We start from the raw sequence: 16,484 nt of genomic DNA, 5'->3' as shown, positions 1-16,484 counted from the left end.
AACCATATTGATGGACTCAACAATAAAGCATTTAAATTGAGATAAACCTAAAAACAATTTAGAACATAGCATGGTAATTTCAAAAACAACTAAAGCCCTATTTTTTAAATAAATGTATAGGGTCTGTCTTATGACAAAAAAAACGTAAATTTGATGAATATATGTTAAATTATGCTGAAAAAATCAGCATAAAAACACACAAACCTAAGCGCTTATGGCATAATTCCCCACGATTTCAAAAATTTATTTTCGGTATTTTTTTTATGAATCTTGAGCGGGTTGATCTCAATCTCTTAATTTACTTAGATGTTCTTTTGCGAGAGAAGAATGTTACACGTGCAGCAGAACAATTGGGTGTTACTCAGCCTGCAATGAGTAATATTTTACGTCGTCTTCGTAACTTATTTAATGATCCGCTTTTAATTCGCTCTTCTGAAGGAATGACTCCTACAGAAAGGGCTTTAGAACTACAGCCTCGTATTCGTGATGCTCTTTCTGATCTATCTATGATCTTAGAACCACGAACAGAATTTAGACCTTATACGTCAAACCGTGTTTTCCGCATCATGACTTCAGATTATGCTGAAGCTACACTTGTGCCTCGCTTAGTTAAGGCTCTGCGTTCAGAAGCACCAAATGTTGTTTTAGATTTTCTAACACCGAGTGATGTATCCTATCGTGATATGGAACAAGGTAAAGTTGATCTTGCCATCAACCGTTTCAACGAAATACCACAAAGTTTTCATCAGGTTCTGGTGTGGCGTGACAGCTTTTCATGCTTACTGAATAATAAGCATCCTGCCGTAAATAATTTGAATCTAAAAAGTTATCTAGATGCGCAACATATCTGGGTTTCTAAAACTGGGATGGGGGTAGGATTTGGTGTTAACCCAGAAAAACAAGCTGGTTTAGGTTGGATTGATCAAGCTTTAGAACGTATTGGTCAAAAACGCAAAATTTCGGTATTTACACGTCATTATCAAATGCCAGGTTTATTAGCGTCTAATGTCGATCTCATTGCGACATTACCGACGAAAATCGCTCGCCTACAAGCTAAAAGTCAAAACTTGATGCTCAAAGACCCTCCATTTTACATTCCTGAATTTGAACTTAAAATGGCGTGGTGCCCTCTATTACATCATCATCCTGCTCATCGTTGGTTACGTCAGTTGATTTTATATGTTGCTCGTCAAATGACTGAGGAAGAAAATCGTGAATTTCTTTCAAATAACAATACCCACTTCTCACAATTTTGATTGAGTAGAGCTGATTTAAATCAATACTTTAAAAATTTTTATTCAATAACTATGATATTGAGGTAGTGTAAAAATTCACTACCTCTATGTTTTTTGTGATAAAACTTTCCTCATAAATAATTTAAAAACAAAGGTGTTCGTGTGAGCCTCTTTCAGAATTTCGTGATCATTATGATTTTGATTGCTGGAGCTGGATTCTTATCATTAAGTGAAATCGCACTTGCAGGATCACGTAAAGTGAAACTGAAAATTTTGGCTGAGTCTGGTGATGATCGTGCACAAAAAGTGCTTACGCTCCAAGAGAATTCAGCTGATTTCTTTGCTGCCTCGCAAATCGGCTTAAATGCTATTGCAATTTTGGGAGGGATTTTAGGTGAAGCTGCATTTAGACCTTATTTTGTGATTTTGGTCGATCGTTTCTATGATGGTCCTTGGTCACAATCAATTGGTTTTGCATTGTCATTTACTTTAGTGACATCACTGTTTATTTTATTTGCTGATCTTATGCCTAAACGATTGGCAATGATTGCACCTGAAAAAATCGCTGTCTCTTTAATTAATCCTATTCAGGTATTCATTACTGTTTGTCGTCCATTAGCTTGGTTTATCAATGCAATTGCCAACCTCTTATTCCGTTTATTCAAAGTAAATACTACTCGTGATGATAATATTACTTTTGATGATATTTCCGCGGTAATGGATGCAGGGGCACAAGCAGGTGTCTTACAAAAACAAGAACATCACTTTATTGAAAATGTATTTGAACTTGAAGAACGAAATGTTCCTTCGAGCATGACTACACGTGAAAACGTAGTTTTCTTTACCATCAATGAATCAGAAGAAAGTATTCGTCAAAAACTGGCTGAATTTCCCTATTCAAAATATTTAGTCTGCAATGAAAATATTGATCAAGTGATTGGCTATGTTGATGCTAAAGATATCTTGATTCGTATTTTAAATAATCAAAAATTTAATCAGTTGAATGAATCCACTATCCGTAATGTATTAACGATTCCAGATACACTTACACTATCAGAATTACTTGATCGCTTCAGATCTAGTAAAGAAAAGTTTGCCGTAGTCATCAATGAATATGCCTTGGTGGTTGGTGTTATTACCCTATCTGATATTATGATTACCGTGATGGGTGACTGGGTTACGCCAACGGATGAAGATCTTCAAATTATCAAGCGGGATGATCATTCTTGGCTGATTGAAGGCAGTACACCTATTGAAGATGTCAAGCATGCATTAGAAATTGATGAAATGCCTGATGATGAAAACTATGAAACTTTAGCTGGGTTTATGATGTTTAAACTTCGTAAGATTCCACGTCCTGCTGATAGTGTAGTATTTAATGGTTATAAATTCGAGGTGGTCGATGTTGACCATTTTAAAATTGACCAACTACTCGTGACCAGATTACTTGATGAAAAAGCAGAATTAGAATCAACTGTTGAATAAGACACTATCCACCACTCAGGTGGATTTTTTTATTCAGTTTATCTAATTAAACTTGAGATTTTTCGCCTTCAAAAATTATTAAAATTAGAATTTATACTCAATTTTTATTACAACTATCACACTTAAAAATCATGTTTAATGTCTCCAATCACAAAATATAAATTTTAAACTTATGAATTTTAACTACTATTTTTTATAAAAATTATGGTTATTTTAATATTTTCTAAACAATATTTAGTTTAATCATAAATTTCTCTAAGATGGTCGGCGTTTTCGAAGATAACAAATACTGTAATAGAAACAATATTGATTAAAACGCTAATCTAAGGATAGATCCATGTTGACCTTGCTTGGTTTGGGCATGATTTTGTGCTTTATGTACCTCATTATGTCTAGACGTATGACTCCCCTCGTCGCACTCACGCTTATTCCCGTTCTTTTTGCGCTAATTGCATATGGATTAGGTTTTTTTGTAGATAGTTTGAACCATATTCAACTTAATGAACTTGGTGAAATGATGTTAGATGGTGTTAAAAAGTTAGCACCTACCGGCGTCATGTTGCTATTTGCTATCTTGTATTTTGCCATCATGATTGATACAGGTTTATTCGATCCATCAGTGAAATTTATTCTCAGATTGGTAAAAGGTGATCCCCTCAAAGTAGTATTAGGTACGATTACCTTAACATTGATCGTGTCTTTAGATGGTGATGGCTCTACCACTTATATGATCTGTGTTGCTGCCATGTTACCGCTTTACAAGCGATTAGGCATGAGCCCTTTAATTATGGCCTGTCTCATGATGTTAGCCAGTGGAATCATGAATTTAACGCCATGGGGTGGACCTACTGCACGTGCGGCAAGTGCACTCCATGTAGATCCTAGCGATGTGTTTGTTCCTATGATTTTACCGATGCTGTTCGCCATTGGTTGGTTGTACTTTTTAGGAACCATGTATGGCCGAATGGAGCGAAAAAGATTAGGCATCATGGAATTGGATATTAGCCATGGCGACAATATTCAAATTTCATCAAACCCAGAGGCAAATCGAGCGCATTTGAGATGGTTTAATGGATTATTAACTCTTGCACTGATGGCCAGCCTAGTCCGTATCGACCTTCTCGTTGGTCGAAAACAGCAGCAGTGATCGATACCACTAAATTACTGATCGAACCATAAGTTTGACCTTCTTGTTTTTTTTCCCCTACGGCAGGTACACCTGTGCCATGACCATCAATGGCCAACACACCACCCAAAGTTAAATCTCCAGGTGCTGGTACTGCCACAAATCCACGATTACGGTATTCCATTGCGGTTAACAATGCTTCCATTTGAATGCCTGCTTCGGCAGTCACAATATCGTTTGCATCAATACTGACTTTGTTGATATGCGTTGGCATATCAATCAATAAAATTTTAGTAATCGTGTCTTGATCATCCAACAATAAAGGTGACCAATTATGAGACATCCCTTTGGCTCTGACTTTATAACCATTTTGGTGAGCCCAATTAATCGCTTTTAAAACTTGTTCTTGATTTCTGGGTGATGCTGTCCATGCATTTTCATAACGAGATTCCCCAGACCAATTTTCATATTCCTGTTTAAAAATTGAGATTTCAGTTGGGAAATTTACTAATCTTTCTTGTAAAGGAAAAAACCAAGCCTCTGCCTTTTGTGTTGGGAACCATGCTGAAACAGCACCAACAGCAGCTAAGCTACCCATTGTTTTTAGAAAGTTTCTTTTATCGTGATCTATTTGTTCTGAAGAATTCTGCATTGTTATAGCCACCAAAAGTTTAGCTTTATTATTTATGTTACTGAAAGCAGACCAGTACTCATGACCAGTCTGCCTTTAACACTTTATTTAAAACTTATGAAAGCCAAGCACGAACGCCATTTAAAGTCGGAAGAAGTTTATATTGACCTTCTGCCTTTTCTTTTTCGTAATGGTTTGGAGTTTCATCTACATCGCCACCAAGTGCACGACCTAGACCAATTAATGTTTTTGATGCCACTAAACCAGTAGTATCAGCAGCTTGGTGTACTAGCCCTAAACCTACTGCACTAAATACAACACCAACTGATGAAATCAGTTTTGAATTAAGTGTTTGATTGAATAAGTTCACACCGTGGATGATTGAGTCACCAATCAACGTTCCAGCACCAGATACTTCATTGATTTCTTCTTGCTTTAATTCAACTAAGCTCATGATTAAAACCTCGTTATAAAGAATTTATGTTAAATACACCTAACTTTTGTTAAGCATTTTTTAATATACAGGATGAAATATGTAGTATTAATGACAAATAACTAACGTTATTTAATTATTTTGTGATTTATTTAACATTATTTATGATAATCTGGTCGACTATTTTTATCGAAAATAACTGTTCAATTTCAAATGATAGATACATCATTGGCCCGTTCATCACCATTGATTGAATATGTAGGAGCATTACAAACATGGCAATAAAAAACTAAAAAACAAAATTTTAAGGTCTATTTTAGAAGGTCTTAATATTTACTAGTCCAAAATACATCATCATGTGCAATAGCACTTGAAAAGTCAGCACCAAGACAAAGCAAAACTGAATACAAAGCAATAAGTATGGTTGTATAACTGTCACAGGGGGTCACAGTATCTGCAGAAATTCCGATAAAGAATCCTAATACAGCGGGCAGATTAAAAAAGTATCCCAATGCAATGTCCAAGTAGAACAACACCATGGTTGATGGTAAAAGAAAAAACCGATTTAAGTCGTTGCTTAAATCGGTTTTCAGTCACTTGGTTCGCTAAACTACGTTTTCAATTCTTCGTTTAACTTGAATAATAAAGTATTAGCGACCATAGATTTCTAAAAGTTTATCTAAAGTTGCTTGATAATGAATATCGATATCTTCAGCTAAAATAGCATACGCATTATCTAACTGAACCATTGGCCAGCCTTCTTTCCAAAACGGAAAAATATTGTGTAGATCACGCGTTACGATTGCTTCTTCGCGTGTAATCGCCTGTGCAACCTGCGATAAAACTTGTGCTGTTTCAGCACCATCAATCTCAAGATAATCAATACCACGCGCTTTAAGAATACGAATTCTGTCTTTTTTATATTTAATTTTTTTTGCTTGTGCTTCATTTAAACCTAAAGCAAGTGTCACTGCTTCAACAAACTTTTCTTCAAAAGATTGATGTAATGCAACCAAGGCTTTTTTATGTGCTTCCTGACGCCCCTCTTTACCACCACTACGAATCAGTTTATTCGCCTCAACATTAAGTTCGTCAGATTTCATAGACTGTAAAATATCTAAAATTTCGATATCACTTAAAGATTCAGCATTGTGGTGTGTCATGGGAGTACTTCAATTCAACTTAATCTTGCATTTTCTCATAATTCAACACAAATACATAATCTAATTCAAATTGAATCGATAAGCTTTCAAATGATTCTAAATATTTGGAATTATACTTCTGAGTTTTAATGCAATATTAAAGTCAAAACGATGGGTAGTGTGATTGCAGCACCGATAATTTGCAGACTAATTATGCCAGCCATTAATTGACTGTCACCACCCAATACTTTTGTCAGAATATAAGCAGCTGAAGCCGTTGGTAATGCAAAATATAAAATAAAGATTTGCGTCTCTAAAGCATTGAAGCCCAGCATTTTACAGACCAGCCAAGCCAAAATCGGCATTAAACATAAACGCGATAGCGTGTTGATCATTAGAGGTAATGATTCTTTTTTAAGAGCCACAAATTGCAATGCAGCACCGACACACATTAGTCCCATAGGTAAGCTACATATCGCAAGTTGGTAAATTAATGACTCTGCACCTTTCCATAATGGCAGCCCGGATACATTGTAGAGCACCCCAACCAGACAACCTAAAATTAAAGGATTTTTGAGTAACGATATAATCACTGCGCGAAAATTCATATTTTCATGATCGGTCAGTGCCAATACCGAGATGATATTCACAACAGGAATACTGATCGCCAACAGTAATGCAAAAATCGTCATGCCTTCTGCTGGAAAAAGCGAAGCAACAACTGCTAAACCAATATAGGTATTAAAACGTACATTACTTTGAACATAGACTCCAAATCTTCGTGTTGGGGTCTGAAAAATTCTTTTTAAAATATATAAAACCGCACAAGCAATTGGAAAGACCACGAGTAAAATGACTAAAATTTTACTCACCATCTCCATATGAATATCAGCTTGAGCCAAATTACCAAAAAGCATGGCAGGAAAAAACACAAAATAGTTAAGTTTCTCTGCACCCGCCCAAAACTCGTCTGTTAAATACGATTTCTGTTTAAGAAAATATCCAATTAATATGAGTCCTATCAGCGGCACTAAGGATAAAACAATGCTGTACATAAATGATGAGCCTAATCGAGTGCAGATCGCTCAGCCCTAATACGCTCAATCAACCACAGTAGTTAATTGCATGCATTTTGAACTGATCATTTTATATTACACTGCATCAAGCTGATCGTCTCAAAAATTCATCATTTACATCATGCATTGACTTGTTTTATATACGCTAAAATTTCAGGCAAAGTCTGAATTGTTTTATTTAACGGCGGTTGATGTTCAGCTAAGGATTGGTGAAACCCCTCCAAATATAGTCCATCTAATCCAGCCTGAGTAGCACCCCAATAATCATTCAATGGATGATCACCAACATAAAGACAATGGTCAGGTGCAATTCCTAATTGTTGACAAGTCATATGAAATATTTCTGCTTGAGGCTTTGACACACCTGCCTTCTCAGAACTCATGATCACATCAAAACAATGTGCTATTCCTAGACCTTCGATAATTTTGTGTCGAGTAAAATGTCCTCCATTCGAAATGATTGCCAACTTAAATCCTTCGCTTCTAAGCTGATCAAGCGTCTGAATAGCATTTGGCATCATGACTGCGTTTAGTCCAAATTGATTAAACCAATAGTCACTTAATTCATCTAATTCTGGTGCTTTTTTCCATTTCAACTGCTTGAGTAATGCATGAGCAACTGAACCACCAATGGTAGGTGCAGTCATTCTTTCTCGGATGGGATAGCCACCATGATCAATATATCGAATCGTTTCGAGAATCTCAGCTTGCGCAGACGAGGCAGATTGATCGATTTGCTGTTTATAAGTATTAAGTAATGCCCGACTAAAAGTTTGAACACTTAAATCTCGGTGTGTCAGTGTATTGTCCAAATCAAAAATAACAGCTTGAATTTTCATAGTGCTCAGAGGAGTGTATTCATTTGCCCATGCTATCAACTCTCCGCAATCTCGATTATTCATTTTTATTTCATCCTAAGCATGAAAATGAATAAAAGATAGATTACAGACTAATTCCATTGATGTTTGTTTTGAGCTGTATACCGACTCCATACTAAAATCGGTATGAACAAAAATAATCCTAATATACAAATCGAAATGAGATATGAGGTATAACCGAGCCAATCGCCTAATATGCCACTCACGGTATACAGTGCTCCCGCAATGGAAGCCATCAATGCGACTTGGAAAGTAAAATCTGCTCCTGCAAATTCTTTCCGACTGTATTGCATCACCAAGGTTAGAATAATCACCAATAACATCGCAGCGAACATATCTTCTAAAGCATTGATGATATAGATCCACACGACGTTCAATTCAGAAGGTCGCGCCTCATAATGCGATAACCATGCAAATCCAATGAGACTCAATAATTTAAGCAGTGAAAAAGTAATTAAAGCACTTTGACGCGAATAAAACCTAAGTAGCCAACCTGCAATACCTGCTCCGATCAAAGCAGCAAATGCTCCAAGCATGGTCACATTGACACCAATTTGCGTCTTAGATAGTCCTAAATCGACCAACAATGGTTTAAGAATAGGTCCAGACAAACCATCCGTCACTTTAATGCTACACAATACAAAAAACCAAAGTCTGAGTTCTCGATTTTGAAAAAAATATTTTAAGTAATGACTTAAAGCTTTCACAAAACTTTGAGTTTTAGATGATGAATCATCATCTTGATGATTATTGATACTTTGTGAAGCATGTTGAGGCTCACGATACAATAATACGGGTAGCGTATTAAATGCCACCAAAACAGCCAAGCATAAAAAAGTGGTTTGCCAAGTCAATGCATCTAATACCCACAATATCGCACCGCCTCCCACAATAAAGCCCAATCTTGAACCAATCACTTGGAACATATTGCCTAGATGCTGTTGTTCGCCTTTTAGAATATTCACAGCTAAGCCATCAGTTGCTATATCTTGAGTCGCTCCGATACTGTTCATTATCAACAGTGCCATGAAAAATCCAAAGAGATATTGAGGTTGATTCAGTGATTGAATGGGGATAAATGATAAGATAATCAATGTGATAATTGTGAGTAACTGAGTGGGTATAATCCAACTGCGGTAATGCCCTTGATTGAACAAATGATGGCGATCAACCAATGGAGCCCATAAAACTTTGAGTGCCCACGGAGCCATCAGCAATCCAAATCCACCAATATGCGTTAAGGAAACACCTTCAGCACGCAGAATCACGGGCAAAGTATGTGTCATAAATCCTACTGGCAATCCTTGCGCCCAATAGAGTGAAAATAAAAGCACATACATTTTGGTATTTGGTGACATGAAAGAGGTGTCCTGCAACTGATGTTTTCTTAATCAATCCGTATTGAGATGTCCTTGTCACTTGATTCTTATTCTGCCAATGTATCTCATACACAAGGTCTTTATAATAAGTTTAAAAAGCAATTATACAACGCACAATGAACAATAGATTTCCAAAATTACCATCACAAGTTCCTCAACGCGGTTCAACGTTGAGTCGAGCAGCGTTCAAACAGCTTTATCTTCGACAAGGCTGGTCTTTTGAAGGAGAATTTCCAAATTTTCCCAAAGCTGTCGCAATTGTGTCCCCGCATACATCAAATTATGATGGACTGTATGCCTTTCTCGCGATGCTTGGCATTGGCATTGAAGTCACAATCTTTGGAAAAGATAGTCTGTTCAAATCTCCACTCAAACATTTACTCAAATGGATCGGGGTGATTCCGGTAAAACGCGATACCCCCCAAGGCTTGACTCAACAAATTGTTCAAGCTATTCATGAACGAGATAAAATTTGGGTGGCAATGGCACCTGAAGGTACACGAAAAAGTGCTAAAAAGATTCGCAGCGGTTTTTATCACATTGCCTTAGGTGCAAATATACCAGTGGTAATGTTTGCATTTGACTATGATCATAAAGTCATACGATGTTTAGGAAGCCTTGAAATGACGGGAGACTATGAATCTGATCTGCACAAAATATTAGAATATTATCGTGGAAAAATTTCTCCTAAAAATATAAGTCGTTTAGCATTACCCTTTAAAGAACTTTTGTAAAAATGCTAGAAAAATAGACAGCAATCTGTTGAGATATGCCTAAAATTTTGACACTTTTTAACAGATTAATGTCTATGTCATTGCTCCTCAATCTTCCCAAAATCAGCTTCATTGGCCTGAGTTTATTGGCGCTATCAGGCTGTAACTCTACTGTAAAAAATCCTACACAATCCACTCAAATTCAAGCACGCGAGCCAGTGATCGCCATTGCTCTAGGCGGTGGTGGTGCAAAAGGTTTTGCGCATATTGGTGTATTAAAGGTTTTAGAATCTCATGGTATAAAACCCAAAATTGTTACGGGTACAAGTGCTGGAAGTTTTGTCGGTAGTATTTATGCTTCAGGCAAATCTCCCTATCAACTACAGCAAATTGCACTTCAGCTGAAAGAGTCCGATATTCGTGATTTAACTTTAAATCGACAGGGTGTGGTCCTCGGTCAAAAGCTCCAAGATTATGTCAATCGACAGGTTGGGAACAAACCGATTGAACAATTCCCGATTCGATTTGCTGCAGTTGCCACACGTTTAGATAATGGTAAACGCGCTGATTTCGTCAAAGGTAATACAGGTCAAGCCGTAAGAGCGTCATGTAGTATCCCTAACGTCTTTGTTCCAACAACGATTGGCAAAACCAAATATGTTGATGGTGGACTCGTGAGTCCAATTCCAGTTCAAACTGCCAAAAATATGGGTGCAGATATTGTGATAGCAGTTGATATTTCTGCACGCCCTGCAGGCAATAAGCCGATGAGCATGTGGGGACTGTTGGATCAAACGATTAATATTATGGGTCAACAAAGTATCAATACTGAACTCAATGCAGCTACAGTCGTGATTCAGCCAAAAGTTGGCCATTTAGGAACTTTGAATTTGAAAGCCAGCAATGAGGCAATACTTGAAGGTGAGAAAGCAGCGCAACTGAAAATTAAATCAATAGATACCGCAATTGCCAATTTCAAAAAATCTCCTGCTGCTTTCAAACCTGCACCAACAGCTCGCTTTTAAGCATTTTTTATAGGCTTCTCTGCCCTAGTCTGTTATCTTGATATAGATGTTTTCGTCTATAACAAGATAACGATTAGAGTAGATGTATGGACTTATTGATTGAACCTTGGCATTGGTTTGTATTAGGTATTTTGCTCATCCTGTCTGAGCTCATTTTACCGGCCTTTGCTGCACTGTGGTTTGGTATAGCTGCAGTCATTATTAGCATACTCGTGTGGCTATTTCCTTCTATGGGGCTTCCAACTCAAATTATTTTATGGGTTGTCCTATCGATTTCATGTACGGTGGTTTGGTTTAAATTTATTAAACCACTTTCCGTTGATAAGACTAAAGCGGGTCTCTCACGTGAAGCGACAATCGGACAAGTTGGGATGGTGATTCAAATTGGTCATGAACCTGAATTGGTCAAAGTTCGTTTTCAGCTTCCAGTTCTCGGCTCTGACGAATGGAATTGCAGAACACTGAGCCCTGTTCAGGTCGGTGATCGTGTCAGAGTTACAGATATTTTAGGTAATGAGCTGGTCGTTCAAGCGCACAATAACCTCAATTCACCGTTATAAACAATAATTCTTAAAGGAGTAGAAATGTCTGGTTCAATTATTGCCATCGCATTTTTGGCATTCGTCGGGATCACTATTTTTAAAGGGGTTCGTATCGTTCCTCAAGGCTATAAATGGATCGTACAACGTCTGGGTAAATACCATACAACCTTAAGTCCAGGTCTAAACTTTGTGATTCCTTATGTTGATGAAGTCGCATATAAAGTCACGACAAAAGATATCGTTCTCGATATTCCATCTCAGGAAGTGATTACAAGAGATAACGCAGTTCTTTTAATGAACGCTGTTGCCTATATCAACATTACTACACCAGAAAAAGCAGTCTACGGTATCGAAAACTATACTTGGGCAATCCAAAACCTTGTCCAAACTTCTTTACGTTCAATCGTCGGTGAAATGGACTTGGATGATGCTTTATCTTCACGTGATCACATTAAAGCGAAGCTAAAAGCAGCAATTTCTGATGATATTTCAGATTGGGGAATTACGCTTAAAACGGTTGAAATCCAAGATATTCAACCATCAGGTACAATGCAATCCGCAATGGAAGCCCAAGCCGCAGCTGAACGTCAGCGTCGTGCGACAGTGACACGTGCTGATGGTGAAAAACAAGCTGCGATTCTTGAAGCTGAAGGTCGTCTTGAAGCATCACGTCGCGATGCTGAGGCTCAAGTTGTACTCGCTGAAGCTTCAGAAAAAGCCATTAATATGGTTACCAATGCCGTAGGCGACAAAGAGATCCCTGTCGCTTATCTACTTGGTGAACAATATGTAAAAGCAATGCAGGATATGGCTAAATCTAATAATGCTAAAACTGTGGTATTGCCTGCTGACATCATGAATACGATTCGTGGGGTAATGGGTCGTAATAATCCTTAAATCGCTCAAACACTCTTCAAAATTTAAAAGGCAGCTTCGGCTGCCTTTGTTATTGATATGACTCAAGATTCAATTCTTCAGCATTTATTTTAAATTTATGGTTAAATTTCGCATCCTGAAAGATTGCATGAAAACAATCTATCGTCTAACTGCATCATGGAAATTGTATGAGCACCTTTGATCCCACCTTAATCACTTTCTTGTTCTATATTGTCGCCATGGTCGTGATTGGTTTAATCGCGTATCGAGCGACCACGAACTTTTCAGATTATATTTTGGGTGGACGACGCTTGGGAAGTTTTGTAACAGCCCTTTCAGCTGGTGCTTCTGACATGAGTGGCTGGTTACTTATGGGTTTGCCAGGTGCTATTTATCTTTCCGGTCTATCAGAAATGTGGATTGCAATTGGTTTAATTATTGGTGCCTGGCTCAACTGGCTGTTAGTGGCAGGACGTCTCAGAGTTCATACTGAAGTTCAACACAATGCCCTTACACTCCCAGATTACTTTTCCAATCGTTTTAATGATCAGAAAAAAATTCTACGAATCGTTTCTGCATTTGTCATTTTAATCTTCTTTGCCATTTATTGTGCTTCAGGCATGGTGGCAGGCGCTCGATTATTTGAAAGTATGTTTGATCTTTCTTACAGCACTGCCCTTTGGATTAGTGCAATTGCAACGATCAGTTACGTTTTTATTGGTGGGTTCTTAGCTGTTTCTTGGACAGACACCATCCAAGCGGGATTAATGATTTTTGCCTTATTGCTTACCCCCATCGTGGCTTTACTGACTTTTTCCGATTTATCTCAAGTGAATCTAGCACTTGAAGCAGCGCGACCAGAAGCAAGCAGTTTAATGGGTAACTTAAGTACCGTCGCAATTATTTCATTACTGGCTTGGGGTTTAGGCTATTTCGGACAACCTCATATTCTTGTACGTTTTATGGCTGCTGATTCAGTTAAATCGATTCCTAATGCTCGTCGTATTGGTATGACTTGGATGATTCTGTGCCTTGGTGGTGCAGTGGCTGCTGGATATGTCGGTATTGCTTATTTTCAGCAAAATCCACAGTTCGCTAATATTGTGAATGCTAACCCTGAAACTGTATTTATGGAGTTAACGAAAGTTCTATTTAACCCATGGATCGCCGGCATTGTATTAGCTGCAATTTTGGCTGCGGTAATGAGTACATTGAGTTGTCAACTTCTTGTATGTTCAAGCACTTTAACCGAAGATTTTTATAAATCTTTCATCCGTAAAACTGCTTCTCAAAAAGAACTGGTTTGGGTGGGTCGTTTGATGGTGCTACTGATTGCTTTACTTGCGATTGTTTTAGCGTCAAACCCTGAATCTAAAGTACTTGGTCTAGTTGCCTACGCTTGGGCAGGCTTTGGGGCAGCATTTGGCCCGCTCATTATTCTGTCTTTATTCTGGAAACGCATGACTTTAAATGGCGCTTTGGCGGGGATGATCATTGGTGCAGTGACCGTTATTGTATGGAAAAATATTTGGGCTGATACTGGAATCTATGAAATCATTCCTGGCTTTATTTGCTCTCTCATCGCAATCATTGTTGTGAGTTTATTAGGTAAGCAACCGAACTCAGATGTTACTGACCGATTTGACGAAGCAGACCGATTATATAAAGCGACAAAATAACAAATAAAAAAGAGGACTTTCAGTCCTCTTTTTTTTAACTCTTTCGAGCAAGTAAAAAAGCTGAAATCTGTTTAAGTTCAGATGCTGAATCACCAAAATAATCTAAAGCACTAATGGCTTGCTGATGAAGCTTTTTTGCATATTCTTTTGCAGCATCTAAGCCCAATAAAGCTGGATATGTTGATTTTTCTACAAGTTCATCTTTTCCAGCGGTCTTTCCAAGCGTTTCAGTATCCGAAACTATATCTAAAATATCATCTTGTACTTGAAATGCTAAACCTAATGCTTGACCAAATTCACGCAATTTCGGTATTCCTGCATCTACACCGTCCATCACTGTCACTGCTGACATCATGATTGCCGCCTGAATCAGTGCACCAGTTTTATTAAGATGAATATTTTCCAATGCTTCCTGATCAATTTTCTTGCCTTCCGCTTGCAAATCTAGGACTTGACCACAAACCATCTTAGAAGATGATGTCGCCAATATCTGCATTTGCTTCAACACAATAGAAGGATCTACAGTGACTTGTGTATCAAAAAGGCGACTTCCTAAAACCTCAAATGCCATCGACTGCAAGATATCTCCCGCAAGTAGTGCTGTATCTTCACCATATGCAACATGGCAAGTTGGTTGACCACGACGCAATAAATCATTATCCATACATGGTAAGTCATCATGAGCAAGTGAATAGCAATGAATTAACTCGACTGCGACTGCTGCACGTCGCACAGCAGCAAAATTTTTATGATCTTCACTTAATTCTGCTGTTGCATACGCTAAAGCTGGACGAACCCGTTTTCCACCTAACATGACTGCATGATTTACAGCACTTTTCAAAGGCTCTGGAATGAAAAATGCATCTAGGGCAATTTTCAGATCCTGTTGGATTTGCTGCTGAGCACGTTGTAATACTTCACTATTCACAGAGATATGTACTGTCACTGCCGTCTTTGAACCTCAAGTTATACCGTTTCATGTCGGTATATATAAAATTGTCCTTATTCTACAACCAATTGTGATTGCTACAAAACACAATGCTGATTTGTTTTATTTAGTGATAGGTTTAAATGAAGAGTGACTATTCATCTAACACATGAATCGAGTTTCGACCCAATACATGTGCAATGTCAACAGCCCGATCTAAGGTTTCTAATATTTGCTTTTCTGAGTACATTTTCTGGCAATTAGGATGAAAAATCCCAATCGCACACGTGAGTACCTCATCCTCTTGAGGATCGAAATAAATTTTTTCACGGACCAATGTTTGTTTTAGGCGTTCAGCAATGGTGAGAATTTTCCAAGGAGTCGATTCTTGAATCACCAAGATAAAACTTGCAGAATTCAAACGATAGACTTCTGCTAAATCTTAATTCAACTCCTCTTTAATCAGAGATCCAATACGACTCAAAATTTCATCGCCAATGGTATAACTATTGAGCTGATTAAACTTTTTAAAATTTTCGACTTCAAACTTGATAAAATAATAATTTTTCCGATCTTGAATAAGGAAGCGATCTTTTAAAAACTGTTCAAATGCCAGCTTATTGTTCATCCCAGTCACAGGATCCAAATATAGCTCTTCAAACAACCTTTTATTATTTTGGATCAAGACACGTTCACGTCTTTTCAATTTTGTTATATCTGCACATACGATCAACACGCAATCCAAAGAGGTTGATTTATCTCTTAAAGCACTAAAATAAATTTGAAAAAAATGCCCTTTTGAATAGAACTCATTTTCAATTTTGTATAAGCGTGAATCATGTCGAAACAATTGCAGCGCATCTTGAAATAATTGGTAAACCGTCGTTGATACGAAACCTAATTTCTTTCCGAGTAAATAGAGTGCATCACTCTCATAGATATCAGCAAATAATTGATTTGCACTAATAAATACACCATCATGCTGAACTAGCGCCACAGGCACAGGGATTTTGGCAATCACAGATACCAAATCTAATTTATTTGTAGCATGAATTTGGTTTAGAAACTCTTGATCAATCTTGGGCGTATCCTGCTCAAAATTATTATCCTTCTTCATTGGTCTTTCTCATTTTAATTATTCGTGGAGCGAAGGCTATTCAGCAACTTAATTTTATGAATTCGGTGAATATAATCACGTTGACTTATTTCCTTAATATAACATGTCAAAATTGTCATAGTCTCAATTATTTATGAGTGAATCGTACTGTTAGTAATGCTTTCAGGCTAATTTAGTATACTTATCACATATTTTAAGCGCGTAAAAAAACCACTCGAA

The 16,484-nt window shown here is 37.5% G+C and carries 16 protein-coding genes and 1 pseudogene; 8 read left to right on the top strand and 9 right to left on the bottom strand.

Annotated features, from left to right (window positions below; translation table 11 throughout):
• The first annotated feature begins 263 nt into the window (after positions 1–263).
• The 3 genes and pseudogenes from AC1M9D_RS02580 to AC1M9D_RS02570 form a co-directional block, all read left to right on the top strand.
• Positions 264–1,256 (top strand): LysR family transcriptional regulator, encoded by a 993-nt coding sequence (locus tag AC1M9D_RS02580; RefSeq protein WP_035268043.1) that lies wholly within the window; start codon positions 264–266, stop codon positions 1,254–1,256.
• Between the two features lie 141 nt (positions 1,257–1,397).
• Positions 1,398–2,720, top strand: a complete 1,323-nt coding sequence (paeA, locus tag AC1M9D_RS02575; protein WP_035267989.1) for a polyamine export protein PaeA — start codon at positions 1,398–1,400, stop codon at positions 2,718–2,720.
• A 337-nt stretch (positions 2,721–3,057) separates the two neighbouring features.
• Positions 3,058–3,831 (top strand): annotated as a pseudogene (locus AC1M9D_RS02570) (citrate:proton symporter); the annotation flags it as partial.
• Here the strand turns inward: AC1M9D_RS02570 and AC1M9D_RS02565 are convergent.
• From AC1M9D_RS02565 to AC1M9D_RS02540, 6 genes are all read right to left on the bottom strand, one after another.
• A complete protein-coding gene (locus tag AC1M9D_RS02565) occupies positions 3,788–4,444 on the bottom strand; it encodes an FAD-binding protein (RefSeq protein ID WP_481611478.1) in 657 nt (218 codons plus the stop codon). The pseudogene AC1M9D_RS02570 and the gene AC1M9D_RS02565 overlap by 44 nt on opposite strands.
• Positions 4,445–4,592: 148 nt before the next feature.
• Positions 4,593–4,931, bottom strand: coding sequence for a hypothetical protein (locus AC1M9D_RS02560; protein ID WP_481591651.1), 339 nt, complete (start codon positions 4,929–4,931; stop codon positions 4,593–4,595).
• A 629-nt stretch (positions 4,932–5,560) separates the two neighbouring features.
• A complete protein-coding gene (locus AC1M9D_RS02555) occupies positions 5,561–6,073 on the bottom strand; it encodes a hypothetical protein (protein ID WP_180028102.1) in 513 nt (170 codons plus the stop codon).
• A 125-nt stretch (positions 6,074–6,198) separates the two neighbouring features.
• Positions 6,199–7,107 (bottom strand): AEC family transporter, encoded by a 909-nt coding sequence (locus AC1M9D_RS02550; protein ID WP_035268008.1) that lies wholly within the window; start codon positions 7,105–7,107, stop codon positions 6,199–6,201.
• Between the two features lie 140 nt (positions 7,108–7,247).
• Positions 7,248–7,967 (bottom strand): HAD family hydrolase, encoded by a 720-nt coding sequence (locus AC1M9D_RS02545; RefSeq protein WP_481611477.1) that lies wholly within the window; start codon positions 7,965–7,967, stop codon positions 7,248–7,250.
• Between the two features lie 110 nt (positions 7,968–8,077).
• Entirely contained in the window at positions 8,078–9,364 is a 1,287-nt protein-coding gene (locus AC1M9D_RS02540) for an MFS transporter (RefSeq protein WP_481611434.1), read from the bottom strand.
• 137 nt (positions 9,365–9,501) lie between these two features.
• On the opposite strand from AC1M9D_RS02540, the gene AC1M9D_RS02535 reads away from it, so the two are divergent.
• The 5 genes from AC1M9D_RS02535 (at position 9,502) to putP (ending at position 14,220) form a co-directional block, all read left to right on the top strand.
• Positions 9,502–10,119 carry a lysophospholipid acyltransferase family protein gene (locus AC1M9D_RS02535; RefSeq protein WP_481591646.1) on the top strand — a complete coding sequence of 206 codons (618 nt, stop codon included), beginning with the start codon at positions 9,502–9,504 and terminating at the stop codon, positions 10,117–10,119.
• Positions 10,120–10,193: 74 nt separating this feature from the next.
• Positions 10,194–11,123, top strand: a complete 930-nt coding sequence (locus AC1M9D_RS02530; RefSeq protein WP_481611433.1) for a patatin-like phospholipase family protein — start codon at positions 10,194–10,196, stop codon at positions 11,121–11,123.
• Positions 11,124–11,209: 86 nt separating this feature from the next.
• Entirely contained in the window at positions 11,210–11,683 is a 474-nt protein-coding gene (locus AC1M9D_RS02525) for an NfeD family protein (RefSeq protein WP_180028098.1), read from the top strand.
• A 24-nt stretch (positions 11,684–11,707) separates the two neighbouring features.
• Positions 11,708–12,562 (top strand): SPFH domain-containing protein, encoded by an 855-nt coding sequence (locus AC1M9D_RS02520; protein WP_035268029.1) that lies wholly within the window; start codon positions 11,708–11,710, stop codon positions 12,560–12,562.
• Between the two features lie 167 nt (positions 12,563–12,729).
• Entirely contained in the window at positions 12,730–14,220 is a 1,491-nt protein-coding gene (putP, locus tag AC1M9D_RS02515) for a sodium/proline symporter PutP (RefSeq protein ID WP_092767008.1), read from the top strand.
• A 34-nt stretch (positions 14,221–14,254) separates the two neighbouring features.
• Here putP and AC1M9D_RS02510 read toward each other — a convergent pair whose 3' ends face one another.
• The 3 genes from AC1M9D_RS02510 to AC1M9D_RS02500 all read right to left on the bottom strand — a co-directional run bounded on the left by AC1M9D_RS02510 (position 14,255) and on the right by AC1M9D_RS02500 (position 16,265).
• Positions 14,255–15,166: a polyprenyl synthetase family protein gene (locus AC1M9D_RS02510; RefSeq protein ID WP_481593593.1), complete on the bottom strand. Its 912-nt coding sequence runs from the start codon at positions 15,164–15,166 to the stop codon at positions 14,255–14,257.
• A 136-nt stretch (positions 15,167–15,302) separates the two neighbouring features.
• The gene (locus tag AC1M9D_RS02505; protein WP_481611432.1) at positions 15,303–15,569 is read right to left on the bottom strand and encodes a nucleotidyl cyclase domain-containing protein; all 267 of its coding nucleotides are present in this window, start codon (positions 15,567–15,569) and stop codon (positions 15,303–15,305) included.
• A 21-nt stretch (positions 15,570–15,590) separates the two neighbouring features.
• Positions 15,591–16,265, bottom strand: coding sequence for a GGDEF domain-containing protein (locus AC1M9D_RS02500; RefSeq protein ID WP_481611431.1), 675 nt, complete (start codon positions 16,263–16,265; stop codon positions 15,591–15,593).
• Positions 16,266–16,484: the final 219 nt, after the last annotated feature.

The sequence above is a fragment of the Acinetobacter sp. ANC_7682 genome (assembly GCF_056779795.1).
Note: the sequence above shows the minus strand (reverse complement) of the source record. Positions and strands in the feature narration are given on the sequence as shown.

What these genes read in the sequence shown, in the direction of transcription:
- AC1M9D_RS02580 (WP_035268043.1), top strand. Translation starts at nt 264, where the DNA reads ATGAATCTTGAGCGGGTTGATCTCAATCTCTTAATTTACTTAGATGTT.
- AC1M9D_RS02565 (WP_481611478.1), bottom strand. Translation starts at nt 4,444, where the DNA reads ATGGGTAGCTTAGCTGCTGTTGGTGCTGTTTCAGCATGGTTCCCAACA.
- AC1M9D_RS02560 (WP_481591651.1), bottom strand. Translation starts at nt 4,931, where the DNA reads ATGAGCTTAGTTGAATTAAAGCAAGAAGAAATCAATGAAGTATCTGGT.
- AC1M9D_RS02555 (WP_180028102.1), bottom strand. Translation starts at nt 6,073, where the DNA reads ATGACACACCACAATGCTGAATCTTTAAGTGATATCGAAATTTTAGAT.
- AC1M9D_RS02550 (WP_035268008.1), bottom strand. Translation starts at nt 7,107, where the DNA reads ATGTACAGCATTGTTTTATCCTTAGTGCCGCTGATAGGACTCATATTA.
- AC1M9D_RS02545 (WP_481611477.1), bottom strand. Translation starts at nt 7,967, where the DNA reads ATGAAAATTCAAGCTGTTATTTTTGATTTGGACAATACACTGACACAC.
- AC1M9D_RS02540 (WP_481611434.1), bottom strand. Translation starts at nt 9,364, where the DNA reads ATGTCACCAAATACCAAAATGTATGTGCTTTTATTTTCACTCTATTGG.
- AC1M9D_RS02535 (WP_481591646.1), top strand. Translation starts at nt 9,502, where the DNA reads ATGAACAATAGATTTCCAAAATTACCATCACAAGTTCCTCAACGCGGT.
- AC1M9D_RS02530 (WP_481611433.1), top strand. Translation starts at nt 10,194, where the DNA reads ATGTCATTGCTCCTCAATCTTCCCAAAATCAGCTTCATTGGCCTGAGT.
- AC1M9D_RS02525 (WP_180028098.1), top strand. Translation starts at nt 11,210, where the DNA reads ATGGACTTATTGATTGAACCTTGGCATTGGTTTGTATTAGGTATTTTG.
- AC1M9D_RS02520 (WP_035268029.1), top strand. Translation starts at nt 11,708, where the DNA reads ATGTCTGGTTCAATTATTGCCATCGCATTTTTGGCATTCGTCGGGATC.
- putP (WP_092767008.1), top strand. Translation starts at nt 12,730, where the DNA reads ATGAGCACCTTTGATCCCACCTTAATCACTTTCTTGTTCTATATTGTC.
- AC1M9D_RS02500 (WP_481611431.1), bottom strand. Translation starts at nt 16,265, where the DNA reads ATGAAGAAGGATAATAATTTTGAGCAGGATACGCCCAAGATTGATCAA.